The sequence below is a fragment of the Mesonia sp. HuA40 genome, from assembly GCF_008017835.1.
Classification (GTDB): domain Bacteria; phylum Bacteroidota; class Bacteroidia; order Flavobacteriales; family Flavobacteriaceae; genus Mesonia.
In genome coordinates this window covers 393398-417538 of sequence record NZ_VRLT01000059.1, presented here as the reverse complement: position 1 = coordinate 417538, position 24141 = coordinate 393398, and the positions used below count along the sequence as shown (strand labels likewise).

The window sequence follows — 24141 nt, the reverse complement described above, 5'->3', positions numbered from 1 at the left end:
ATGATGTATAAAATATTTGTAAATGATCATCCTATTTTGCTGTCGGCAAATCCAGAAATGGAATCTCCCTATACTTCTATTCCTATTCAAGCCGCTAAGATAAAACGTATTATTAAAAAAGTAGACAAAGGCGAACTAAAATATGTGAATCTTTATCATAAAAGCGATAAGAAGGCATTAAACTACTTTAAAAAAAAGCTAAAAACAATTAAAGCCGGGGGAGGGGTAGTAACCAATAAAAAACAAGAGATTCTATTTATTTACAGAAATAAAAAGTGGGATTTGCCCAAGGGAAAAGCCGAAAAAAATGAGACTATGGAATTGACAGCCTTAAGAGAGGTTGAAGAGGAAACAATGGTGGAAGGCTTAAAAATAGATCATTTTCTTACTAAAACGTATCATATTTTAAAACGAACTGGCACTTATAAGTTAAAAGAAACCTTTTGGTATAAAATGAGTACTGATTATGATGGAGCTTTATATCCTCAATTAAATGAAGGTATTACCAAGGTGAAGTGGAAAAATGCAGAGAAAACACAAAAGGCACTACAAAAATCTTATGCCAATATTGTTGAATTACTCGGTCAAAAAAAAGTTTTACTCCAATCTGAAAATAGGGTAAAGTAAATGAGCTTTCTCATAGTGTTTAGATTGCTTGTGTAGCCAGTCTAATTGTTGATAGGCACTAGCTTTAAAATCTGGGTTAGCTGCTTTTTTTGCCTCAAAGGCTCTTTTTAAATCGGGATTTTTTCTTAGTAGTTTAGCTGCTGTTTGATCAAAAACATAAGAAGAGAAATGTTCTTTTTGCTGTAAGATACTATCAAAGAAATTCCAATTAAAAAATGAATCTGGAGCCGTTGGCTCTAAAGTTTCTAAAATATAATTTATGCCAGGTTGTCTTGCAGGTACCCAAATATCTCCTTTTCTTACTTGCTTTAAAATTTTCTTTTTATGGATTTTTGTTTCGTAATGCAAATAATGCCCTTCAAATGGCTTGTTGAGTGTTTTAAAGTCTATTACTCTATATGCTGTTACTTCTAATAGAGTGTCTTTTTGGGCAGGTTTAAGAATTATTTCATTCGCTTTAAGTCTTGCAATTACACCTTGCCAAGCTTGAGGGATTAAATAAGCCTTGGGCACGCGTATACTGTCTTTAGCGATATAATGGTTATAGAATGGTATTTCTTTCGTGTAAGGTTGAGAATCATCATAGTACAATTGATCTAACCCAGTTACCTCACTTTTTTGGATATAACTTTTAAATCCTTTAAATAATAAAGTTGAAGAAATTGATTTATCTGACTTAAAATTGGTTTTATGCCATTTTTTATTTTGATGAAATTCTGTATTCTTTTCTTTTAACCTGTTTATCTGTTGAGGGTATTCTTCGCTGATTTCTAGGCAAGATAGCATATAATCATACGTGGCTTGAACCCTTTTTTTGTAATCTTTAAGCATATGGGTTTCCACCGTTATTCCCAAAGTGTTGAAGAGGCTAGCATAACCTACCGAATACCTGGGGAGGTCGAGAAATTGATCAAAACCTTGTTCTGGGGTTTTTCCAAATATATTTACATATGGAGTCACATCCCAATTTTTAGACCCTAACTTTGTCTTTATTTCTTGTTGAAATTCATTTTTTAAAAACCTGCCCAAGGGGCCATCTAATTTTTGTTCTTGCGTGATTAAATGCGTTAAGGTGTATTGGTAATTTGCTCCGTTGGTTACATGGTTGTCTATAAAAATAGCTGGATCTAGATAGTGAAATATTTTAGTAAAACCCAACGCGTTTCTACTGTCGGCTTTGATGAAATCTCTGTTTAGATCGTAATTTTTAGCGTTTCCTCTAAAACCATAGGCTTCTGGACCGTTCTGATTGGTTCGGCTGTATTTATTTCTATTTAATGCCCCTCCGATATTGTAAATTGGTATGGTGGCTACAATTGTATTTTTTGGGGTGTCAATTTTATTTTGCGCAAGATCTCTAAAAAGCATCATGCTGGCATCAATCCCGTCTGTCTCACCCGGATGAATACCATTATTGATAAGTATAACTTGTTTTTCTTGAAATGCTGATGGGGTAAATTCCGCGTTCGGGTTATAAAGGACTAGGTGCAAAGGTTTACCACTATCAGAAAATCCCATTTCGCGTATGGAAACCGATGGAAATTGTTGAGCAAGATTTTGATAAAATGTTATTACTTCTTGATAGGTTGCTGTTTTTGAGCCATTTGATTTTTCGAAAGTTGTATTGAAATCAAATTTTTTTTCTGCTTTGATATATTTTGAGAAATCACAACTAATAAAGCTCGACAGCCCAAATATTAGAAAGATTAAATAAAACGTATTTTTGCTTTTCATTGCTTTTTGTTTATTCGTACGGCATTTGGTACTAAAACGGTGTAATCTCCATTATTTCGAATGACATCCCGGACTATAGAGGAAGAGATGTAGCTTTTTCCACTTGATGTAAGTAGAAATAAAGTTTCTATACTAGATAATTTTCTGTTGGTGTGTGCTATTGCTTTTTCAAATTCAAAATCGGCCGGATTCCTTAAGCCTCTTAAAATAAAATCTGCATTTTGTGCTTTGCAAAAATCGATGGTTAAACCTTTGTAGGGCATTACCTTGATTTTTTTCTCGTGCTCGAAGGTTTTATTTAGAAATTCAATACGCTCATCTAGACTGAACATGTATTTTTTTTCGGCATTTACGCCAATAGCCAGAATGATTTCGTCAAAAAGTGTAAGACCGCGTTCTATTATATCGTAATGTCCAAGAGTTATAGGGTCAAACGACCCTGGAAATACTGCTCTACGCATATTTTTTAGTATAAAGTTAATAAAATATTATCGATTGCTAATGGCTCTTTCTATACAAGCACCAAATACTTCTTTCAGGCTTAAATTGGCTGCCTTTATTTGTTGTGGTAGAATACTAGCTTCGCTCAATCCTGGGCAGGTATTTACTTCAATAAAATGAGGTTCGCCCTGGTGGAATATAAATTCGGCTCTACTTAAGCCTTTTAATTTAAGTTTCTTGTAGACTTTAATAGCCAATTCCTGAACTTTTTGGGTGTCTTTATCTCCAATTCTTGCAGGGGTAATCTCTTGGGACTCCCCCAAATACTTAGCCTTAAAATCAAAAAATTCATTTTCACTTACAATTTCGGTGATGGGTAGGGCTATAATCTCACCTTGGTATTGTATTACGCCTACTGAAACTTCTGTACCCGATAAATACGATTCAATAATAACTTCATCGTCTTGTTTCAAAGCGTGATTGATAGCCGATTCAATTTCTGATTTCTCTTTTACCTTAGTAATTCCAAAACTACTTCCCGCCTTATTGGCCTTTATAAAGCAAGGCAAGCCAACCTTTTTGATTATCTCTTCTTCATCAATAGAATCACCATCATTATAAAAATAATTTTTTGCTGTGGGTATTTGGTATGCATTTAAAACACTAATACAGTCCCTCTTATTAAAACTAAGGGCTGCCGGATAATAATCACAGCTGGTTTGTGGAATATTGACTGTTTGCAAATAGGCGGCAAAAAGGCCATCCTCGCCTGGAGTTCCATGAATGATATTAAAAACCGCATCAAATTGTGTTTTGACTCCATCCTTGATGAAAGAGAAATCTCTTTTGTCGATAGGATACTTTTCACCATCGGGCATAACCACTTCCCAAGCATTGGTTGTGATGTGTACAGCAAAAGGGGTGTAGTGGTTTTTATCGAGATGTTTTATAACTAAGGAGCCACTATTGATAGAAATTTGAGCCTCGTTGGAATAACCGCCCATGGCGACAGCAATTTTTTTTTTCATAAACCAAATTTATAACTAACACAAAAATACGGGTGTTTTTATATCTTTGCCTAATAATTTAATAGAATAATGAAATTATTTCGATTCCTATTTAGTAAGCTCTTTGTTTACCAGTTGCTTATAGCCTTATTGGTTGTTTTTATAATTGTGTTTGCTGCTTTAAGTTGGTTAGATAGCACCACTAATCACGATCAGCGTATAGAGGTGCCAGATCTTTCAAAACTTTCTTTAGAGGTGGTAGAAGAGGAACTAAAGGCTTATGGTTTGCGCTATGTAGTTGTTGACAGTTCAAATTATAATCCAGATTATCCAATTTATTCGGTTATAGAGCAAAACCCTAAACCTGGTAAAAATGTGAAAGAAAATAGGAAAATATATCTTACTCTTAATCCTTCGGGGTACGCTAAAATTGAAATTCCCGAGATTGAGGGAAGAACAAAAAGGCAAGTGATTCCTACTTTGAAATCAATTGGCTTTGAAATAGGAGAGATTACCTATAAGCCCAATTTAGCAAAAGATGCCGTTATTGGTTTGCGACACAAAGGAAAAGCCGTAAAAGCGGGAGAACGTTTACCAAAAACATCTGTAATTGATTTGGTTTTAGGAGATGGGAGTAGAAATTATAATAGCGAGGAATAATGACACAAGATCCTACAGGAATAGATAATGGTAATGACGATTTGTATGAGCATTACGCTTTTACAGCTTCAAAGGGGCAAGATCCTTTAAGGGTGGATAAGTTCTTAATGAATTTTATTGAAAATGCCACTAGAAACAAAATACAACAAGCCGCACGTGACGGTAGTGTTTTTGTAAATGGCGAACCAGTCAAACAAAATTATAAGGTTAAAGCAGGCGATGAGGTAAAAGTTTTACTATCCCATCCGCCTTATGAATTTTTACTCACTCCAGAGAATATCGCTTTAGATATTGTATATGAAGATGAAACGCTTTTAGTTGTAAATAAGCCTGCGGGAATGGTAGTTCATCCTGGACATGGCAACTATTCAGGTACTTTAATTAACGCTTTGGTGCATCATTTTGACAATTTGCCCAATAATAGTAGTGAAAGACCAGGTTTGGTACATCGCATCGATAAAGATACTAGCGGTTTATTAGTTGTTGCGAAAACTGAACAAGCTATGGCGCATTTGTCGAATCAATTTTTTCATAAAACCAGCGAACGTAAATATATAGCTTTAGTTTGGGGTAATATAGAGGAAGATCAAGGTACGATAGAAGGCAATATAGGTAGGCATCCCAAAAATCGTTTACAGAATATGGTTTTTGAAGGAGATGATTCCGAAAAGGGAAAACCAGCGATTACTCATTTTAAAGTTTTAGAAAGATTGGGGTATGTTACTTTAGTCGAGTGTCAATTAGAAACAGGAAGAACACACCAAATTCGTGTGCATATGAAGCATATTGGTCATACCCTGTTTAATGATGAACGTTACGGAGGAGAGCGCATATTAAAAGGGACTTCTTTTACAAAATATAAACAGTTTGTAGATAATTGCTTTAAAGTGTTACCACGTCAAGCCTTGCATGCGAAAACTTTGGGGTTTGAGCATCCCGTTACCAAAAAATGGATGAGTTTTGATTCTGAAGTGCCGCAAGACATTAAAGATTGTGTTGAGCGATGGCGAAAATATTCAAAAAATCAGAAGGAACTATTGTGATTTTTAGCTAGAAATAATTTAAGTTTGTCGCTTTTTTTAATTGAGTTATGACAAATATTAGATTAAGTTTTACCGTTAATTTTGCTATATTAATTTTTGTATTTACAGTCTTGTGCATCAGCAATGACCTTTATGCCCAGGAAAAAGACACCATTAATTTAAATGAGGTTGTTCTTAAAACCCATTTAGGAAGAACTTTTAAAGAAGAAGGTAAGCTTACGCGCTTAATTACTCGTTCAGAAATAGAATCCTTACCCGTTCAAACATTAAGTGAAACACTTGATTTGCTACCTGCTCTAGATCTTAGACAACGTGGAATGTCAGATTTGCAGACCGATATCTCGATTCGTGGAGGTACTTTCAATCAGAACATGGTTTTGCTTAACGGCATAAATGTTACCAATCCGCATACCGGGCATAACACGCTTAGTCTACCCGTTTCCTTTTTTGGAGTAGATCAAATTGAGGTTTTAAAGGGGGCTGGAGGTAAGCTTTACGGATATAATGCCTTTAGTGGTGCCATCAACTTCACTACAGGTTTAAATAAAAGTCCGTTACAGGTAGAACTTATGGGGGGAGATTTCGGATTTAAATCCGCGCAAGCGAAAACCTATTTCGCAACGGGAAGTGAGTTCGAACATCATCTAATGGCGGGATACCAAGAAGGAGATGGACACCAAGAAAATACAGATTTTGAAAGTCTAAATTTATTTTATCACGGTAAATATCAACAAAATAAGACCCAATTTGACTGGATGGCAGGGTATGCCAATAAAGGATTTGGTGCTTTTAATTTTTATACACCCCGATATTCAAATCAATTTGAAGAGGTGACCACCCAATTTGCAGCAATTAAATGGAATCAAGACTTAGGTAAATTGCAATTGAATGCAAATATATACGGACTGCGTAGCAATGATAGGTTTGAGCTTTTTAGAGAAAACCCACCTACTTGGTATACCCAACACAATAAACACCAAACCGATGTTGTGGCCGCACAGATAAGGGCTAATTATACTAGCGCATTAGGTAAAACTAGTTTGCATAGCGAATGGAGGCGAGAACTCATCAATAGTAATGTGTTAGGTGAACCACAAACTTCTGTAAAAGAAGATGAAAATTTACTTTATACCGCTACCAAAGAAGCTGAATTCAATCATTTTTTTGCTCGCAATATTCTGGATGTAACATTGGCTCATCAATACAATTGGAAAGATTTGACACTGAATATAGGGCTTAAAAGTTTACATGTTGAGGGAGTGACTAAATTTTACCCAGGAGCAGATTTAGGGTATAAGATAAATCGAAGCAACTACGTGGTGGCCTCGGTGAACAAATCGATGCGTTTACCTACGTTTACCGATCTTTTTTATAAAGGACCTACCCAAATAAGCAACCCTAATTTAAGAGCTGAAGAAGCTTTAACTTATGATCTTACTTATGCTTTCAAAAACTATAGCTTGAAGGCTCAAGCAGCTATATTTTATCGCGATGCGAAAAATTTAATTGATTGGACTTTACAGCCAGGAGATGAGGTTTTTAGATCAATGAATATTGCTGAATTGGGAAGTTTTGGGGTAGAAGTAGAAACTGATTTTAACCTGGCAGTAATTTTTAATACTAAGTTTTTAAATAATCTAAGATTAGGTTATAGTTACTTAGATAATGCAGACGCTAATGAAGATTTCGAATCTACTTATGCTTTTGATTTTCTAAAACATAAACTTACTGCCAATTTGGTAATTAGCCCTTTAGAGAACATGCAATGGAGTATAGGTGGGTTTTATCAAAAACGCAACGGGGGTTACCAACGTTTTGTCAATGAGGAAGCCATTGGTTTTGTGCCTTACGACGATGTGATTACTTTGAATACGAAAATATCTTATAAGTATAAAAAACTTACTTTTTTACTTGATGTTTTTAATATTTTAGACCAAGACGCCTTTGATTATGGCAATATCTTACTGCCAGGCAGGTGGGCCAAATTTGGTGTTAGTTTTAGTTTATAACTTAGATTTATGGTAAGATTGTTTTAAATTACTGACTTTGTAAATCTAAAATCAGCCATTATCGTAAATTAGGAAAAAATTAAATTATGAAGATAGTAATTTCACCGGCTAAATCTTTGAATGAAAGCCAAAATTGGCCTATACAAAAATCATCACAGCCTGTATTTCTGGAAGAAGCAGCTCAAATTAACAGAAAGCTGGCTCGTTTTTCGAAAAAAGAATTAGCCGATTTAATGAATATCAGCGACCAATTGGCAGATTTAAATTACACGCGTAACCAAGATTTTGAAGCTAAACCTACAGCTAAAAATGCTAAACCGGCTATTTATATGTTTGATGGTGATGTTTATTCTGGATTAGAGGCAAATACAATAGAAGAAAAACAAGCCGATTTATTGCAAAATAGTTTGCGTATTTTATCTGGACTTTATGGAATTCTTAAACCATTTGATTTAATACAGCCTTACCGACTTGAAATGGGAACAAAGTTAAGTATCGAGCGCAACAAAGACCTTTATGCATTTTGGAAAACCAAGATTACAAAGCAATTGAATGAAGAGTTACAAGAAAACGAACTTTTTGTTAACCTGGCTAGCAACGAATACTTTAAGGTGATAGATAAAACCAAATTAAAAAGTCAAATAGTAACGCCTATATTTAAAGATTTTAAAGGAGATAAGCTTAAAACTATTGCATTTTATGCTAAAAAAGCCCGCGGTGCTATGGCGCGTTACTTAATTGACCATCAGGTGAGTAAATTTGAAGATTTACTGGGCTTTACTGGGATGGATTATACTTACAGCGAGGAACATACTGATAGTTCAAATAAACCAGTTTTCATTCGATAATAGGAGTATAGGTTAATTTACGTAAATCAGATTCTATAGAGTAAACCATCTTTTTTTATTTTGAAACGGTAGTCTTTAATACTTCAAAAGAAATTATTCCTATATCTAAAATAGCTTTATGCAAGTTGCCATTTACATAATGGTATTCTGAATCATTTTTGGAGGATTTAATATATTTGTGACGCGATTCTTGTTGCAAAGTAAGAAATTTACCTTGTTCTTCAGAATAAATTTCTTTGACTCCAGCGGGCTCTTCAAAAAGAAGCTGTACACTAGAATAGTTTATGGCGCGATTAATTTTATGACTCTTATTACTATCATCTGTAAAAATATAAGTGTTTTCTTTTTTACGGGTGAAGCTATGCGTTCTAGTTTTGCCATTGACTACTATGGCAACTTCTGCAAAAAGCAATTGTTTGTTGAGATCTGTTTTAACTAAATAATTGTATTCAACGCTAAGCGGAGTAATTATTCTTGTCTTAATGCTTGTATTGCTTATATAAAATAAGGTGTCGTCTTTTTTGTAGTGCTGTGCAGTAAGTTTACCTAGGTTTTTATCTTTATATACAAGCTCAAAAACCAATTTTTGGGCTTGCCCCGAGCTTAATATTGGAAATATAAGAAAAAGAAAAACAAGAATTAATAGGTGATTTTTATTAGGATGCATAGGGCTAGGTTATCCCACAAATATAAAGTTATCTCTATAATAAAAAAATAAGAATAAGTATTTGATTATCAAAAAATAATAACTAGTTTTGCAATCCGTTTGGCAGCATTTGGAAAATCAAGCGGAATAAATTTTTATTTTTAAACAATCTTCTGTGCACCAGCTGTTTAAATTTCCAGGGTGTGTAGAATACAAATGAATAGATCAGCAATGGCTGAAGAAAAAAACAATCTAGAGATTCAAGAAGTAGCCGGGATGGACGCTTCTTCTCAACCAGCTCCTAGCGAGCAACAACAAAATCCAGAACAATTTTTAAAGGAGTTTAACTGGCACAATTATGAAGAGGGTATCGACCCAATTGATGATGGTAAGTTAGATGAGTTTGAGAGACTTGTAGAGGAAAACTTTGTAGATACACTTGATGATGAAGTTGTTGAAGGTACGGTAATTAATATCACAGATCGTGATGCAATTATTGATATCAACGCTAAGAGTGAAGGGGTAATCTCATTAAATGAATTTAGATACAATCCTAACTTAGCTGTAGGCGATAAAGTTGAGGTTTTAATCGATGTACGTGAAGACGCTACAGGACAATTAATTCTTTCTCACCGTAAAGCCCGTGTAATTAAAGCTTGGGATCGTGTAAATAAAGCGCACGAAGAAGGTACCATTGTAAACGGTTTTGTGAAATGCCGTACAAAAGGTGGTATGATTGTAGACGTATTTGGTATCGAAGCTTTCTTACCTGGTTCGCAAATAGATGTGAAGCCAATAAGAGATTACGATGCTTACGTAAACAAAACTATGGAGTTTAAAGTGGTGAAAATTAACCACGAATTTAAGAACGTAGTAGTTTCTCATAAAGCGCTTATCGAAGCTGATATCGAAGAGCAGAAAAAAGAAATTATTGGTCAATTAGAAAAAGGACAAGTGTTAGAAGGTGTGGTTAAAAACATCACTTCTTACGGTGTGTTCGTTGACCTTGGTGGTGTAGACGGTTTGGTTCACATTACTGATTTATCTTGGTCTAGAATCAATCATCCAAACGAGATTGTAGAATTAGATCAGAAATTAAACGTGGTAATCTTAGACTTTGATGAGGCTAAAACTAGAATCCAGTTAGGTCTTAAGCAATTGAACAAGCACCCTTGGGAGGCACTTGATGCCGACTTGAAAGTAGGTGATAAAGTTAAAGGTAAAGTAGTTGTTATTGCAGACTACGGTGCGTTTATCGAAGTTGCTGAAGGTGTTGAAGGATTAATCCACGTTTCTGAAATGTCTTGGTCTACTCACTTAAGATCTGCACAAGATTTTGTAAATGTAGGCGATGAAGTTGAAGCACAAATTTTAACTTTAGATAGAGAAGAGCGTAAAATGTCTCTAGGTATTAAGCAATTAACACCAGATCCATGGACAGACATTACGACTAAATACCCTGTTGGTTCAAGACATACCGGAATTGTAAGAAACTTTACAAACTTTGGTGTTTTTGTTGAATTAGAAGAAGGTATCGATGGTCTTATTTATATCTCAGATCTTTCTTGGACTAAGAAAATTAAGCATCCATCAGAATTCTGTAATGTAGGTGATAAGTTAGATGTTGTTGTTCTTGAACTTGATGTTGAGGGACGCAAATTGAGCTTAGGTCACAAGCAAACAGAAGAAAACCCTTGGGATAAATATGAGAAAGATTTCGCAGTAGGTACTAAGCATACAGCAACAATTGCAGATGTTGTAAGCAAAGGAGCTACTATTGAGTTTAATGAAGATATTACTGCTTTTGTTCCTACTCGTCACTTAGAAAAAGAAGACGGTACCAAGTTAGGTAAAGGAGATGAAGCTGAATTTGTAATCATCGAGTTCAATAAAGAATTTAAACGTGTCGTTGCTTCTCATATGTCTATTCACAAAGAGGAAGAGGCTAAGATAGTTACACAAGCAGCTAAAAAAGCTCAAGAAGAGAATAAGCCTACTATTGGTGATGCTAACGCAGATCTTCAAGCTTTAAAAGATAAAATGGAAGGTAAAAACTAATTTTACTTAAATATTTTATTGTCCTTATATTTTAAGACCCTCAAGCTTTCGCTTGAGGGTCTTTTTTGTAAGCAAATTTTTTTTCTTTTATAAGTTTAATTCATTTTTTGAATTACCCAAATTCAAATTTTTCATATTTGAATATTCGATTAGGCTATTATTTTATTTAATTATAGGTATGGGGAGCATTCTAAACCTTTTTTTTTAGGCTTTTAATGACAATGCACTTTATAAGGTTATTGGAAGTAGAGTCGATGTACTTTAGCTTATATATTGCTAAATCATATTTTACTAGTTAAGTCAACTTCGCTGCTAATGGCCTCAAAAGACTTTTACGGAAGTAGGACATAATGCAAAAAACCTTTTCCTGTCTGAATATAAAAAACAATCAAACAGAAAAAGGTTTGTAATAAAATGAAAAAATAGAAGCTGTTATTGCCCTTGCATTTCTAATTGCTTCATTTGCATTTCTTGAATATATTCAAAGTACTCGTTAATTCCGCCTAAAGAAACGATGAAGGCAATGCTAGAGATTAAAACTAATAAGCCTATAATTAAGCCAATAATTGCAATAATTTTGGCAGTTTTTACTTGGCCATAGTTGTCGAAACCATCAGGATTTTGACGGTATAAGCGTGTGTCTTTATTGGCTAAATAAAACGCTACGCCAGATAATATCACGCCGCCTAATCCTGCACTAAAGCAACAGGCTATAAAAGATAATATACCTAAAATTAAAGATAGAGTAGCATTGGGTAATTTACGATTTTCTAATTCCATTTTTTAAAATTTGAGTTAAGTATTTAGTTGATAAATATTAAAGTTAAAAATATAAATGATAAAGTTTATAACCGTAGCTAACAACGATAGTTATCGTTGTTAGAAAAGCTAAAGGTGTTATCCATTTATGGTAGTTTTTAAAAGGGTAAATCCTGTTTACAAGTAAAAGTAATAAAAAAATCAATAAAGGATAAAGACCAGGATACATCAAAAAGCTCTCTTTAAGGTTGCCTTCACTTAGTAATAATACAGCCCGCTGACCGCCGCAACCTGGACATGGGAAAGCGAAAAACTTTTTGGTATAACAAGTAAGTAGATAATCTTCCAAAATATCTATTTGTTGTAAATGCTCACTTTATGGGTAAATGCGTTTTGATTCTCATCTACAATTTGTACAATATAAATTCCTGCCGCTAGGTTTTGGGTTGAGAAGCTATAATTAGAATTGCTTCCTAGATGGTTTTTAAAAAGAATTCGCTTACCCATCATGTCAAAAACACGTATTGCCGTTATGCTAGCGTTATTGGGGTTGCCAATATTTAACGTCTGCAAACTGTTATTTTGGGTAATAATAAAATTGCTTCCTTCTAATTCGTCAATACCCAAGCGTTGATCTTTAAAAGCTAAATAAAATCTGTTGTGATGATTCCCTGCTGGTAAATTGATATTAAAATACTTGCCGTCATTTATCTTATTATACATTTTATATTGGGAATCGTAAATGTAAATATGTTCTAAATCAATGTTTTCTTGATTATTGATTTTAAAAGTAATCTCTTTATCTTCATTCAAAGAAATATAGAGTGGTATATGCTCGTTCTTGTCGAAGGGGCGAATATCAATTACATAATTTCGGTTGTTATTAAAAATACCGGCATCAGAATTTACGGCGTCTATATTGGCCGCATCCATCGCCATGTCAACACCAGTTGTGGCGGCATCATTAAAGACCACGGCAACTTGACGTGTATACAGGTTATCAAACACAAAATTAAGACGTATTAGGGGTATGCTGTCTGTGGGGCTAGAGCTGGTCACTGTCTTTCGTCTATCAAATTTAGTATTGTCTTTCCCTTCGGGTTGGTAAACGCGATGGGAGTTGTTGAATCTAATCGCTTCTAAAGTGCCAGTATCGGGTGCTTGTACAAAAAAGCCTTGAGCAATGGGTATAAACTTTCTATTTAAAGTGAGACTGCTTGTTCCGTTACCACTACCAATAGGATTACCGCTAGCGTCATAATTGTAAAACACCGCATTGGTATAGGTCCCTGCACCTATACAACTGCCATTGGGAGAGAATGTCGCATAACCACCGTTGTAATCTCTAAGATTGTGCGATTGTACACTGGGGTCACTGTCCCAGAAATAAGCCACACCAGTGGTAGCATTTCGCTGTGAGGTGCTCAAGTTACAATCAGTATTAGGGGACGTTCCAGTTGAATTTTCAATTAAAAACTTAGATAGAAAGATCGCAGAAGGGTAGGGATTACCTAGTAAGGCAATGTCATTAGTAGAAGTAAAGGTGGTTACTTCAATGTCTCCGTTGTTGGGTCTACCTCTAAAATCATAACGTTGCGCAGAACCGGGGTTGTTTTGTACGCCATAAAGTGTAAAATTGTCGTTTCCGCCAACCCCTTTCATAGTAAAACCTTCACCTGGGTTAATATTATTTGCATCTTGGACAGATATCCAGTTAGAGTATGCGTTGCCTGTTTGATTGATGTATTTAAAAATCCAATATTTAGCCAAATTTAAAACAGCAGCCGAGTTATTTGCAGTCGTATTAGTCGTCGTACTGTTGTATCCCGAAATTATATTTACACCAGAACTTTTTAATCTAGAATTGGGAGTACTCAATTCATTAATTCCAAAAGATAAATTTCCCACAGGATTAGCACCGCTAACTAGGCCAACGGGTGCACCCCAATAATTATAGGCATACTGGTCGGCAGCTCCTTCTTGAAAAACAGATAAAGTACCATTTCCTTCATTGTCTACATTATCTTCTTGTATAAACTGAGCGTTATTCCGTAAATAAATGTTGGCAATTTCTGTATCTGAGTTGCGGGTAAGTAGCAGTTTCCCGGTACTAAAGAGATAACCTCCTTCAACGTAAATAAAGTTTGTAGGACTTTCGGTATTATCATCCCCCCCCTTTACGGATATTTGAGCAGAGATAAATCCGTACATAAATAAACAAAAAACAAATATTATTGGCCGCATGACTAGGTATTTTATTCAAAAATAATATATTTGATTTGAAATTAGATAGAAATTAATCAATTAAAATTTTTATTCCAAAAATTAACTGTTATGCTAAAGCTGAAATACATTTTGCTTTTTTTAGCCTTAATCGTTTTGGTGAGTAATTTGTTTATAGAAAAGTATAACGTTTTTCTTAATATTGCTGGCATTATTTTATTGATGTTGGCTTTGTACCAAATTAATATTGGCTTGAGCAGTAATAACAAAGAAAAACAGCCTTATGAATTTTAAGCCAGGAGATGCAGTTGAACTTATAGATGAAAATCTTAGCGGTTGGGTAGAGGATGTTTCTGGCAGTAGTTTAACCATTCAAACGTCAGATGGTTTTATTTTACAGGTAGAATCTGATGAAGTAATAATATTAGAAAACGCAAGTTTAAAGGTTACCGAGGCAGAATTACGACAAGCTTTAAAAGAAAAGCAACCCAGTAAACGGAAACAAGTTATAGCCAAAAGAAGGGAGAAAACTATTCCTGCTATAGAAATTGATTTGCATATTGAAAAATTGACTCGGCGTGTAGATCGATTGGACAAGTACGATATACTTAATCTTCAGATTGATACGGCTAGGCATCAATTAGAAAAGGCGATAAAAAATAGGAATCAACGCTTGGTTTTTATTCATGGTGTTGGAGAAGGAGTCTTAAAACAAGAGCTTAGAACCTTATTTAGCCGATATAACCAAGTGGCATATGAAGATGCAGACAGCACCAAGTATGGTTTTGACGCGGCCACAGCCGTACATATTTATCAAAAACCAATTCCCTAGCCTGGGTTGATCTCGGTGGTTACGTTGGCGCTTTCTTCAAAACTTCCAAGAATTAGCTCTTCAATACTTATGCTTTCATTGGCGTTTAAATTTTTGAACGTAAAGTTTTTCGCTGTTACAACGGTTTTAAATCTTCTAAGAATAGTATTATCCTTATAAAGATTTAGAATTAATTCACCCTGGTCTGCGAGATCCAAATAATTAGGGATTCCATTATTGTTGGTGTCATCGTCGGTAGGGTTTAAAATTACGTCCTCACCGGCTTCCGCATTGAGATCCTCATTACGTGTTAAAATACCATCATTATCATCATCTTCGTCCAAATAATTAGGGATACCATCTTCATCTGTATCCGGAAAATTTAAATTGTCTAACGGTTGCCCGATTAGGGAAATTTCTATCGAAGTGCTTACGTTGTCATTATCGTCATCTATATCAAGATAATCGGGTATGCCATCACCATCGGTATCTTGGTTACTGCTTCTTCCTTCTTGATTATCAGGTATGCCATCACCATCTGAGTCTTCGGTTAAAATTGCTTGTGTAATAAAATCAACACTTCCTCCATTGTCAGCTTCATATTCTTGAGTGATATTATTATTTGCTGGTGGTACGCTATTACAGAAATAAGAAGCGCTTATAGGTTGAGAAAATGCCCTGTAGGTTAATATATTGCTAGAACTTATAGGGTAACTCTGAGTGCGTTGCTCACTTAGATCGCTTATAATAGGACTAAAATTTGAATCATTAAACTTAAAAAATATACTTTCATCGGGACTGGTATTAATACTAAAGGCCACCGTTGTATTGTTGTTTTGACAATAAACAAGCTTATTATTTTCATCAAATAAAAAGTTGGTCACAATGAGGTCTCCGTCGTCGCAGGCTTGTAATACCACTGCAAAAGCTAAAAGTAGGATTATTTTTTTCATAACCACAAATTTAATTATTTGAGTAATTTAAAAGGTGTAAAAAGAATTTTAAATACTTATTTTCGCAAAAAAAATATTTTCGCCCTATGAGAAGTGTATATTTAGATAGTGCCGCAACGACACAAGTTAGACCCGAAGTAATTAAGGAAATGACTAACGTACTTGAAGATAGTTTTGGTAATCCGTCTTCAACGCACGCTTTTGGTAGGAAAGCCAAGGCTTATATGGAGAAAGCAAGGAAGGCCATCGCCAAACATTTAAACGTTACAGCTGCAGAGATCATTTTTACTTCTGGAGGGACCGAAGCCGATAACCTAGCCTTGAATAGTGCTGTTCGTGATTTAGGCGTTAAAAGAATAATTACCAGTAAGGTAGAGCATCACGCTGTCTTATATACGGTTGAACAGCTTAAGCATTGCTATGATATTCAAGTAGAATATGTAGATATTAAACCTTGCGGTCAAGTAGATCTTGATCAATTAGAGGAATTGCTAAAACAAGATAGCCCAAAGACTCTGGTAAGCTTAATGCATATTAATAATGAGATAGGAACTATTTTACCTTTAGAGAAAGTAGGGCAAATGTGTAAAGCTCACGGCGCTTTATTTCACAGTGACACCGTACAAAGTATTGGGCATTTCGATATAGATTTAAATGCATTACCAGTAGATTTTACCGCGGTAAGTGCTCACAAATTTCACGGCCCTAAAGGAGTAGGTTTTGCTTATGTGCGAAAAAATTCAGGTTTAAAACCTTTAATTTTTGGTGGCGCTCAAGAGCGCGGTGTTAGAGCCGGGACAGAAAGTGTTCATAATATAGTAGGAATGCAAAAAGCTCTAGATTTGGCATATGAACATCTAGAGGAAGAGAAACAATACATTGAACAACTAAAAAAAGATTTTATCAACTCCTTAAAAGAAAATGTGCCTGGCGTGAAGTTTAACGGCAGTTGTTCGGACTTTAATAAAAGTACTTACACCCTAGTAAATGTATGTTTACCTGTAGTTCAAGAAAAAGCAGCGCTGCTTTTGTTTCAATTAGATTTAAACGGAATTGCTTGTTCTAAAGGAAGTGCCTGTCAAAGTGGAAGCACTAAAGGTTCACACGTACTTTCTCAAGTTTTAAGCGATGAAGACCTTGAAAAACCCTCCATTCGTTTCTCCTTCTCGGCATATAACACCAAAGAAGAATTAGATTACGTAGTTGAGGTGCTTAGAAAATTTGTAGTTGAACACCAGTAAAAATCACTACCTAAAAAATTATTGAAAACCGACTAAATTTTACTAGTCGGTTTTTTTTTTTACGGATTTACTCAGCGCTAAAAAATAACTTGTCTTCATACGTTTTGGCGATTGCAAAAAACAAATAGAGTAAACAAAGCATTTAATCAAATTTAAAAACGCATACTCATTCTAAGGTTGAATACTCTAGGCGTTAAATAATTAGGGACCGAATATAATCGTTTGGAATAGACATCACGAACATAGGTATTAGTAATTGAGTTTTGACGATCAAAAATGTTGAAAATTTCAAAACCGATACTTAAATCCTTAAAAGATTTGAGCCAATTGGGTCCTTCTTCTTTTTCCTTTTTAGAAGAATCTACTAAAACGTATGAGAAACCAGCGTCTACTCGATGATAATCATCTAATCGAACTTGGTAAATATAGGGGTCGGCATAATTGGGTACACCTCCGGGTAAGCCTGTGTTATACACCATGTTTAAGTATAACTTAAGTTTTGGAATATTAGGCACATAATCTTGAAAAAGAATGGCGAATTTTAGGCGTTGATCGGTTGGTCTTGAAATATAGCCTCTATTTTCAATATTTTCTTCTGTTTTTAAATAGCCGACACTCACCCAGCTTTCGGTTCCTAAAACAAACTCACCATTTAAACGAAGATCGGCACCGTAAGCATAAGCTTTTGCATTGTTTTGCGCGGCATAACGAATACGAACATTTTCTAGGGTGTAGGGGTTTACATCGCTTAAATTTTTATAATAAGCCTCGGTAATTAACTTGAAAGGTCTATTTCCTAGCTTAAAACTGTAATCATTTCCAGCAACAATATGAATAGCTTGTTGTGCCTTTACTTTTGGATTTACCGAACCCGTTTCACCGCGAAGTTCTCTGTAAAATGGAGGTTGGTAATAAAATCCGCCCGAAAGGCGAAAGAGCATATCTTTTTCCCAGTTGGGTTTTAAAGCTACTTGTGCTCTAGGGCTTATTACATTGTAGGCTTGTTTGTTAATGCCTTTTCCTTGTACTTGCCAATAGTGGCTTCTTACACCTCCATTTAGCCAAAAGTCGGCCTCCTTTATTTTAGTTTTATAGCTGTATTGTGCAAAAGCCTGAATTCGATTAATTTGGGTTTCGTTATAGGAGCGAATGGAGTAGTAGGGGGCCAAAGGGGCTTCAAAAGCTTCGTAAGGCTGATTATTTTCAAAACCTTCTAGTGGCGGACGAATGGAATAGCCAGCGGAGTCTATGATTTCATATTCCTGAATACGATCACGAATATTTTCGTGTGTATATTTTAAACCGTAGCTAATTTCACTATTTTCTATGGTAATTTTACCTTTATGTTGAAAATTAACAATAAGCGCGTCTAAATCATTACGTGCGTGGGTTAATTGACCGCCAACGCCTTCTGTAAACTCAACTTCACCTAAATCGTCACTACCAATATTTGTATTGGGCTGTCCTAATCTGTACTCGGCCAAAATGTCAAAGTATTCTTGCTCTTGGGTGTTATAGATCGATCCGATGAAACTGGTCTCAAAATTGGCATTAAGCTGGTAATCTGCCTTTAAGGCTGCCAGGTAAGTTGTATATCGATCTTCTTCTTGACCTTCGTAAAATACTTGAAGTGCCTGAGCTTCTTGTATAGTACCAAATTTTGTCTCCTTGAATTTAGGTTCATAGCGGTATTCATTAAGCGAAATATTACCCAAAAAGCTTAAGCTGAATTTTTTTGAAAATTGATAAGTAAGATAAGTTTGTGCATCTGCAAAAATGGGATTAAAGTCTACCTCTGTTTCTTTACTGTTTACAAACAATCCATTGTTGCGATAACGTAAACCTAATATAGCAGTTAATTTTTTATCTTTAGAAATGCCTTCAACACTGGCACTAGCACCCAACATGCTCAAATCAAGTGATGCACCAAAATTAGTTGGCCTACGATAAGTAATATCTAGGACAGAGGATAATTTATCGCCATATTTAGCTTGGAAACCTCCCGCCGAAAAATTGACATTTCTAACCAAATCGGTATTTACAAAACTAAGACCTTCCTGCTGCCCAGATCGTATCAAAAACGGTCGATAGACTTCGATTCCGTTTACATACACAAGATTTTCATCATAATTTCCTCCTCTTACAGCATATTGGGTACTAAGCTCATTATTAGAGGAAACACCGGGTAATGTCTTTAGTAGGTTTTCTACCCCAGCATTGGCACCAGGGATTCTTCGAATTGTTTCCGGTTCAATTGAGGTAATGCCTTCAATCTTGTTGCGGCTAACTCCCGTTATAACCACACTTCCAATCTGCTCAACATCTGTTTTAAGTACCGGATTAAATTCTTTGGTCTCACCAGCTTTGAGTTTAAATTGCACCTGCATAGGTGCTAAACCTAAATAGCTAAATTTAACAGTGGTAATTTTATTGGCCGGTAAGGTTAAGGTATAAAATCCATTTATATTACTTTGGGTTCCGTTGGTTGGTGTGCTGATGTTCGCCCCCACAACAGGTACGTTGTTTTCATCTAAAATTACACCTTGTAATTGTGCTTCTTGCCCCAAGGAAATAAATCCGTAAAGGAAAAAGAGCCATAAGAAAAAATTCTTCAAAAGATTAAGATTTAGTTTTCCTGTAAAATATGCCTTCAAAGGTAGTGCTATTTCCTACATTATCTATAACAATTAATTGTAAATGGTTTTCAGTATCTACAACGGCACCATCTTCAAAATAGTGTGTAAGCATATTGGTTTTGTAGTCATACTCCATTAAAATAAATTTACCGTTGACCGTAGCGCGGTAAGCTTGGATGTTTGTCAATTCATCTTCAATTTTAAATTGAAGTACTTTTTCTTTACTCATCCATTTTTTATTTACAAAATTTACCGGTTCTATTTTTGGGCCTTCCCAGTCTTGCTTTAAAGTATACTTACCAAAAGTTCGGGTTCTTATGGTGAAACGATTTGGTTTTTTATAGGTTTTAACATAATAGGCTTTCCCCCAGTCTGTTAATCGGGCGATATACATTTTTTCTTTGTCTTCTGTTTTATAACCACTCACGTCAATACCAAGAGTGAAGTTCTTATGAAGTGGTGTCTTGTCGTTATGAATTTTAATGTAATCTTCCTCTGCTTTTATATCGAGGTAAGTATCATCATAGAGAGCGTTTTTTGGAATGTATATATCATAAATGCCCTCCTCAAAAGCGATGGCATGATTGGCCTTAACTAAATAATTTGTTTTAAGAGGGGTAGGGGTTTTTATTTCTTTTTTATCTCTTTTTTTAGCTTGAATAGGTAGTGTGATTTCGGTGGTGTTATTGGCGAAATCGGTAATTATTATTTTATAGTTGTAGTCCAGTTCTTCTTCTAAATTTATCAACCCATTATTGCCGGCGTGTTCTAGCAAACTGAGTGGGTTATTTTTTTCGATAAAAAGTTTTTGAATCTTTTTTTTATCGCTTTTGTAAAATTCATAGTCGATAAAACGATTGATGTATCTGCTTTCTGCAAACGAAAAAATATCGAAGCTTGCCGTAAAAATTTTTTCTCCGTTTAAATAAGTTTGTATTTTATAAATACCGTTTTTATTGTAGGCATTATTGAGTAAATCGCGACTTATCACTCCAAATCCAATCTTTCCATACGCCTGAAGTGGTTCAGTGGTGTAGCGGTGATTTCCTTTGTGTATTGGCCTTAGCTGAATTCTACCTTGTTGACTTTCTATATGGCTATTTTCATCTAAAGTATAAGCATAAAGCCCTTCTAGAAGTGGGGCATGATTATCGGGAACTGTAAATCCGAATTTTAAAGCATTCATTGGTTTTTGTGCTTCATCACGGATTTCAAAATGCAAATGGGGCCCCCCACTACCGCCGCTATTTCCGCTAAGAGCGATAAGTTCTCCTTGTTCAACGGGCAGTTCATTGGCCTTTGGAAAAACTTCTACTTCATACTGTTCTTTTTTATACTGTACTTTACGGATGTATTTTTGAATATGCGGAGCAAATTTATTTAAATGGCCGTAAACGGTCGTCAGACCATTAGGATGTTTTATGTAAATGGCTTTACCATATCCAAAATGAGAAATTTTAATACGACTTACGTAACCTGAAGCACTGGCTAAAACATTTAAACCAATACGTTGATGTGTTTTTAAATCTAAACCACTATGAAAATGATTGCTTCTAAGTTCACCAAAAGTTCCTGATAAAATTAACGGAATTTCTAGTGGGCTTTCAAAGTAATTCTCTTTACCGGCACTTCCAGTTGATTGTGCCTTTGTGTTTAGGCAAAAAAACAATGTGAGTGAAAAAAAGAAAATGCTATAAAATATACGCATAGTTTGAATGAGTAAAAGTGTTGATTTTCAAATTTAAAAAATATAACCGTAGTAAATTACAAAGCTTGAAATTAAAAATATAAAGAAAATCTATTGAGGTTTCAATTAGGAATATTAACTTTGTACAAGAAGCAATAAGTACTTTGTAGATGACAAAATTGATTGATGTTGTTGAAAGCCTGCGTGTTAAAGTTAGTCGCTTAATACAAAAAAATCAATTGTTGGAGCAGAAAAACGAAGCCTTAAGAGAGGCCTTAGCTAAAAAAAAGCAAGAGGTGACTTTGTTAGAAACAGATTTGATCCAACTAAAGCAAAAAAATGCTACTTTAAAATCTGCAAATGCCTTGCTTGGCAGTAAAGAATATAAAAGAGAGACAAAACTCAAAATAAATAGCTTGATAAAGGAGATAGATGATTGTATTTATCATCTATCAGAATAGAAAAGGAGTATGAATGATAAGCTGAAAATTAAACTTTCTATAGCCGATAGGGTTTACCCCTTAAGCATAAAACCCGAGCAAGAAGAGGGTTTACGCAAAGCGGCTAAAAGTATAGAGGGGGTGATCAAGCAATTTGAGCAAAGTTATGCGGTTCGAGATAAGCAAGATGTACTCGCAATGTGCGCCTTACAATTTGCAGCAAAACTCGAACAGCAATCAATAAATAGTGATAAAGAGATAGAGTGGTCTAAAGAAAAGTTGGTTGAATTAGAAAACAAAATAGACCTACATTTATCTGAACGTTCTTAAAAATAATTTTTTTTACTGCCTGTATTGGTTATTTATATTTGATAAACTCAACACTTATTCTTTTAAAAAGGGTGAGTCTAAGTTGTAAAAGCGCGCCGTCTAGAGCGGATTATTGATCAGCTTGTTAGCCCTAAACTTGTTTAAAGGAGTTTATACAAAATCTTTGCCGATACAGGCTTTTTTTATTTATATATATAACAATTATGGAAATATTAAGTATTATTATTGGCGCCCTGGGGGGTGTTATCATAGGTGCAATTGCGGTTTATTTTTGGTTAAAGTCAAATCAAGAAAAAGATGCTAATTCGATTGTCGCCGAAGCAAAAAAAGAAGCTCTTGCCATTGTAAAAGAGGCAAATGCCGAGGGTGAAAGTAAAAAGAAAGATAAAATACTTCAGGCTAAAGAGAAATTTATTGAGCTAAAAGCCGAACACGAAAAAGTAATCTTATCTCGTGATAAAAAAATAGCCGACGCAGAAAAAAGAACACGTGATAAAGAATCTCAAGTATCTAATGAACTTTCAAAAAACAAGAAGTTAAATAAAGATTTAGAAGCTAAGCTTAAGGATTACGACTACAGAACTTCTTATTTAGAAAAAAAGCAAGAGGAAATAGACAAGATTCACCAAAGTACGGTAAAACAATTAGAGGTGATTAGTGGATTAAGCGCAGAAGATGCCAAAGCTCAACTCATCGAATCACTAAAAGAGTCGGCAAAAACCGATGCGATGGCTATTATACAAGACACTATAGAGGAAGCTAAGATGACAGCTCAACAAGAAGCCAAAAAAGTGGTTATTAGTACTATACAGCGTATAGGAACCGAGGAAGCTATAGATAATTGCGTTTCTGTTTTTAACTTAGAGAGCGACGATGTTAAAGGGCGAATTATTGGTAGAGAAGGAAGAAATATACGAGCCTTAGAAGCCGCTACTGGAGTAGAGATTATTGTAGATGATACCCCAGAAGCTATTATTCTATCTTGCTTTGATTCGGTTAGAAGAGAAATTGCTAGACTTTCGTTGCATAAATTAGTGACCGATGGTCGAATTCATCCGGCCCGTATAGAAGAAGTGGTTAAAAAGACCAAAAAACAAATTGAAGAAGAAATCATTGATATAGGAAAACGTACTGTAATCGATTTAGGAATTCACGGTTTACACCCAGAATTGATCAAAACGGTGGGCCGAATGAAGTATCGATCTTCTTATGGGCAGAATCTACTACAACACTCAAGAGAAGTGGCTAAACTTTGTGGTGTTATGGCCTCTGAGTTAGGGTTAAATCCTAAATTGGCTAAAAGAGCCGGACTTTTACATGATATTGGTAAAGTGCCCGAAACCGAAACAGAAACACCACACGCTATTTTAGGAATGCAGTGGGCAGAAAAATATGGTGAAAAACCAGATGTTTGTAATGCTATAGGAGCTCATCACGATGAAATAGAAATGACTTCTTTATTGTCGCCAATCATACAAGTGTGTGATGCTATTAGCGGAGCAAGACCAGGAGCTAGAAGACAGGTCCTAGATTCATATATTCAACGTTTAAAGGATCTTGAGAATATTGCTTTTGGATTTAATGGCGTGAAAAAAGCCTATGCTATTCAAGCTGGTCGAGAATTACGTGTAATTGTTGAGAGTGAGAAAGTGAATGACGAGAAGGCTTCAAATTTGTCTTTCGAAATTTCACAAAAAATTCAAACAGATATGACTTATCCTGGTCAGGTAAAAGTTACCGTAATACGAGAAACCCGCGCAGTCAATATTGCAAAATAAACTAAGGATTTTCAAATAAATCAATCCACTTTAAATGTATTTTAAAGTGGATTTTTTGTTTAGAAAATTCAATAAAACAACGCGGTTAAAGTTTTTGCGAAATAAGAAATAGAAAGTAATTACTTAAAATAGAAAGATTAAATTTAATTGCTTAATATATGCCAATATAGCGACTTACTTGATTTTATATCCACAAAAAATAAAGTATCT

22 protein-coding genes and 1 other RNA gene are annotated in these 24141 nt (G+C 35.0%); 13 read left to right on the top strand and 10 right to left on the bottom strand.

Annotation, left to right across the window (positions count from 1 at the left end; translation table 11 throughout):
- Positions 1 to 627: an NUDIX hydrolase gene (locus tag FT993_RS11535; protein ID WP_370450899.1), complete on the top strand. Its 627-nt coding sequence runs from the start codon at positions 1 to 3 to the stop codon at positions 625 to 627.
- Here the strand turns inward: FT993_RS11535 and FT993_RS11530 are convergent.
- The 3 genes from FT993_RS11530 to FT993_RS11520 are packed head-to-tail and all read right to left on the bottom strand — an operon-like array spanning position 598 to position 3830.
- The gene (locus tag FT993_RS11530) at positions 598 to 2361 is read right to left on the bottom strand and encodes a M14 family metallopeptidase (RefSeq protein ID WP_147862689.1); all 1764 of its coding nucleotides are present in this window, start codon (positions 2359 to 2361) and stop codon (positions 598 to 600) included. The two genes, FT993_RS11535 and FT993_RS11530, sit on opposite strands and share 30 nt — an antisense overlap.
- Positions 2358 to 2822, bottom strand: a complete 465-nt coding sequence (gene coaD / locus FT993_RS11525; protein ID WP_147862688.1) for a pantetheine-phosphate adenylyltransferase — start codon at positions 2820 to 2822, stop codon at positions 2358 to 2360. Before coaD ends, FT993_RS11530 begins: the two co-directional genes overlap by 4 nt.
- Before the next feature lie 27 nt (positions 2823 to 2849).
- Complete coding sequence (locus FT993_RS11520) at positions 2850 to 3830, bottom strand: D-alanine--D-alanine ligase (RefSeq protein WP_147862687.1); 981 nt, start codon at positions 3828 to 3830, stop codon at positions 2850 to 2852.
- A 69-nt stretch (positions 3831 to 3899) separates the two neighbouring features.
- Here FT993_RS11520 and FT993_RS11515 point away from each other — a divergent pair, with 69 nt between their 5' ends.
- From FT993_RS11515 to yaaA, 4 genes are all read left to right on the top strand, one after another.
- A complete protein-coding gene (locus FT993_RS11515) occupies positions 3900 to 4469 on the top strand; it encodes a PASTA domain-containing protein (protein WP_147862686.1) in 570 nt (189 codons plus the stop codon).
- Positions 4469 to 5512, top strand: coding sequence for an RluA family pseudouridine synthase (locus FT993_RS11510; protein WP_147862685.1), 1044 nt, complete (start codon positions 4469 to 4471; stop codon positions 5510 to 5512). The genes FT993_RS11515 and FT993_RS11510 overlap by 1 nt, the downstream gene beginning before the upstream one ends.
- A gap of 47 nt (positions 5513 to 5559) precedes the next feature.
- Complete coding sequence (locus tag FT993_RS11505; protein ID WP_147862684.1) at positions 5560 to 7521, top strand: TonB-dependent siderophore receptor; 1962 nt, start codon at positions 5560 to 5562, stop codon at positions 7519 to 7521.
- Positions 7522 to 7607: 86 nt separating this feature from the next.
- Entirely contained in the window at positions 7608 to 8369 is a 762-nt protein-coding gene (gene yaaA, locus FT993_RS11500; protein WP_147862683.1) for a peroxide stress protein YaaA, read from the top strand.
- Positions 8370 to 8424: 55 nt separating this feature from the next.
- Here the strand turns inward: yaaA and FT993_RS11495 are convergent, their stop codons facing one another.
- Positions 8425 to 9036, bottom strand: coding sequence for a DUF6134 family protein (locus FT993_RS11495; protein WP_147862682.1), 612 nt, complete (start codon positions 9034 to 9036; stop codon positions 8425 to 8427).
- A gap of 210 nt (positions 9037 to 9246) precedes the next feature.
- Between FT993_RS11495 and rpsA the strand changes: the two genes are divergently transcribed.
- On the top strand, positions 9247 to 11073 hold the full coding sequence (gene rpsA / locus FT993_RS11490) for a 30S ribosomal protein S1 (RefSeq protein ID WP_147862738.1): 1827 nt from the start codon (positions 9247 to 9249) through the stop codon (positions 11071 to 11073).
- Positions 11074 to 11505: 432 nt separating this feature from the next.
- Here the strand turns inward: rpsA and FT993_RS11485 are convergent, their stop codons facing one another.
- Genes FT993_RS11485 through FT993_RS11475 form a run of 3 tightly spaced genes read right to left on the bottom strand, consistent with a single transcriptional unit; the run spans position 11506 to position 14076 of the window.
- Positions 11506 to 11853 carry a CCC motif membrane protein gene (locus FT993_RS11485; RefSeq protein ID WP_147862681.1) on the bottom strand — a complete coding sequence of 116 codons (348 nt, stop codon included), beginning with the start codon at positions 11851 to 11853 and terminating at the stop codon, positions 11506 to 11508.
- A 43-nt stretch (positions 11854 to 11896) separates the two neighbouring features.
- Positions 11897 to 12181, bottom strand: a complete 285-nt coding sequence (locus tag FT993_RS12610) for a DUF2752 domain-containing protein (protein WP_187240809.1) — start codon at positions 12179 to 12181, stop codon at positions 11897 to 11899.
- A gap of 5 nt (positions 12182 to 12186) precedes the next feature.
- A complete protein-coding gene (locus tag FT993_RS11475) occupies positions 12187 to 14076 on the bottom strand; it encodes a T9SS type A sorting domain-containing protein (protein ID WP_147862680.1) in 1890 nt (629 codons plus the stop codon).
- Between the two features lie 90 nt (positions 14077 to 14166).
- Here FT993_RS11475 and FT993_RS11470 point away from each other — a divergent pair, with 90 nt between their 5' ends.
- Together FT993_RS11470 and FT993_RS11465 are read left to right on the top strand one after the other, a co-directional pair.
- Positions 14167 to 14349: a hypothetical protein gene (locus FT993_RS11470; protein ID WP_147862679.1), complete on the top strand. Its 183-nt coding sequence runs from the start codon at positions 14167 to 14169 to the stop codon at positions 14347 to 14349.
- Positions 14339 to 14887 (top strand): Smr/MutS family protein, encoded by a 549-nt coding sequence (locus FT993_RS11465; RefSeq protein WP_147862678.1) that lies wholly within the window; start codon positions 14339 to 14341, stop codon positions 14885 to 14887. The genes FT993_RS11470 and FT993_RS11465 overlap by 11 nt, the downstream gene beginning before the upstream one ends.
- On the opposite strand, the gene FT993_RS11460 is transcribed toward FT993_RS11465, so the two are convergent.
- Positions 14884 to 15819, bottom strand: coding sequence for a hypothetical protein (locus FT993_RS11460; protein WP_147862677.1), 936 nt, complete (start codon positions 15817 to 15819; stop codon positions 14884 to 14886). The two genes, FT993_RS11465 and FT993_RS11460, sit on opposite strands and share 4 nt — an antisense overlap.
- Positions 15820 to 15905: 86 nt before the next feature.
- Between FT993_RS11460 and FT993_RS11455 the strand changes: the two genes are divergently transcribed.
- A complete protein-coding gene (locus tag FT993_RS11455; RefSeq protein WP_147862676.1) occupies positions 15906 to 17060 on the top strand; it encodes a cysteine desulfurase family protein in 1155 nt (384 codons plus the stop codon).
- A 152-nt stretch (positions 17061 to 17212) separates the two neighbouring features.
- Here FT993_RS11455 and FT993_RS11450 read toward each other — a convergent pair whose 3' ends face one another.
- Both FT993_RS11450 and FT993_RS11445 read right to left on the bottom strand, forming a co-directional pair.
- Positions 17213 to 19675 carry a TonB-dependent receptor gene (locus FT993_RS11450; RefSeq protein ID WP_147862675.1) on the bottom strand — a complete coding sequence of 821 codons (2463 nt, stop codon included), beginning with the start codon at positions 19673 to 19675 and terminating at the stop codon, positions 17213 to 17215.
- 4 nt (positions 19676 to 19679) lie between these two features.
- Positions 19680 to 21404: a M23 family metallopeptidase gene (locus tag FT993_RS11445; RefSeq protein WP_147862674.1), complete on the bottom strand. Its 1725-nt coding sequence runs from the start codon at positions 21402 to 21404 to the stop codon at positions 19680 to 19682.
- A gap of 149 nt (positions 21405 to 21553) precedes the next feature.
- On the opposite strand from FT993_RS11445, the gene FT993_RS11440 reads away from it, so the two are divergent.
- The 4 genes from FT993_RS11440 (at position 21554) to rny (ending at position 23931) form a co-directional block, all read left to right on the top strand.
- Entirely contained in the window at positions 21554 to 21844 is a 291-nt protein-coding gene (locus tag FT993_RS11440; protein ID WP_147862673.1) for a hypothetical protein, read from the top strand.
- Between the two features lie 9 nt (positions 21845 to 21853).
- Positions 21854 to 22153 (top strand): cell division protein ZapA, encoded by a 300-nt coding sequence (locus tag FT993_RS11435; RefSeq protein ID WP_147862672.1) that lies wholly within the window; start codon positions 21854 to 21856, stop codon positions 22151 to 22153.
- Positions 22154 to 22198: 45 nt separating this feature from the next.
- A non-coding RNA gene (ssrS, locus tag FT993_RS11430) (6S RNA) lies at positions 22199 to 22305 on the top strand.
- Between the two features lie 51 nt (positions 22306 to 22356).
- Positions 22357 to 23931, top strand: coding sequence for a ribonuclease Y (rny, locus tag FT993_RS11425; protein WP_147862671.1), 1575 nt, complete (start codon positions 22357 to 22359; stop codon positions 23929 to 23931).
- Positions 23932 to 24141: the final 210 nt, after the last annotated feature.

Coding starts and splice junctions, on each gene's coding strand:
- FT993_RS11535 (WP_370450899.1), top strand. CDS start 1: ATGATGTATAAAATATTTGTAAATGATCATCCTATTTTGCTGTCGGCA.
- FT993_RS11530 (WP_147862689.1), bottom strand. CDS start 2,361: ATGAAAAGCAAAAATACGTTTTATTTAATCTTTCTAATATTTGGGCTG.
- coaD (WP_147862688.1), bottom strand. CDS start 2,822: ATGCGTAGAGCAGTATTTCCAGGGTCGTTTGACCCTATAACTCTTGGA.
- FT993_RS11520 (WP_147862687.1), bottom strand. CDS start 3,830: ATGAAAAAAAAAATTGCTGTCGCCATGGGCGGTTATTCCAACGAGGCT.
- FT993_RS11515 (WP_147862686.1), top strand. CDS start 3,900: ATGAAATTATTTCGATTCCTATTTAGTAAGCTCTTTGTTTACCAGTTG.
- FT993_RS11510 (WP_147862685.1), top strand. CDS start 4,469: ATGACACAAGATCCTACAGGAATAGATAATGGTAATGACGATTTGTAT.
- FT993_RS11505 (WP_147862684.1), top strand. CDS start 5,560: ATGACAAATATTAGATTAAGTTTTACCGTTAATTTTGCTATATTAATT.
- yaaA (WP_147862683.1), top strand. CDS start 7,608: ATGAAGATAGTAATTTCACCGGCTAAATCTTTGAATGAAAGCCAAAAT.
- FT993_RS11495 (WP_147862682.1), bottom strand. CDS start 9,036: ATGCATCCTAATAAAAATCACCTATTAATTCTTGTTTTTCTTTTTCTT.
- rpsA (WP_147862738.1), top strand. CDS start 9,247: ATGGCTGAAGAAAAAAACAATCTAGAGATTCAAGAAGTAGCCGGGATG.
- FT993_RS11485 (WP_147862681.1), bottom strand. CDS start 11,853: ATGGAATTAGAAAATCGTAAATTACCCAATGCTACTCTATCTTTAATT.
- FT993_RS11475 (WP_147862680.1), bottom strand. CDS start 14,076: ATGCGGCCAATAATATTTGTTTTTTGTTTATTTATGTACGGATTTATC.
- FT993_RS11470 (WP_147862679.1), top strand. CDS start 14,167: ATGCTAAAGCTGAAATACATTTTGCTTTTTTTAGCCTTAATCGTTTTG.
- FT993_RS11465 (WP_147862678.1), top strand. CDS start 14,339: ATGAATTTTAAGCCAGGAGATGCAGTTGAACTTATAGATGAAAATCTT.
- FT993_RS11460 (WP_147862677.1), bottom strand. CDS start 15,819: ATGAAAAAAATAATCCTACTTTTAGCTTTTGCAGTGGTATTACAAGCC.
- FT993_RS11455 (WP_147862676.1), top strand. CDS start 15,906: ATGAGAAGTGTATATTTAGATAGTGCCGCAACGACACAAGTTAGACCC.
- FT993_RS11445 (WP_147862674.1), bottom strand. CDS start 21,404: ATGCGTATATTTTATAGCATTTTCTTTTTTTCACTCACATTGTTTTTT.
- FT993_RS11440 (WP_147862673.1), top strand. CDS start 21,554: ATGACAAAATTGATTGATGTTGTTGAAAGCCTGCGTGTTAAAGTTAGT.
- FT993_RS11435 (WP_147862672.1), top strand. CDS start 21,854: ATGAATGATAAGCTGAAAATTAAACTTTCTATAGCCGATAGGGTTTAC.
- rny (WP_147862671.1), top strand. CDS start 22,357: ATGGAAATATTAAGTATTATTATTGGCGCCCTGGGGGGTGTTATCATA.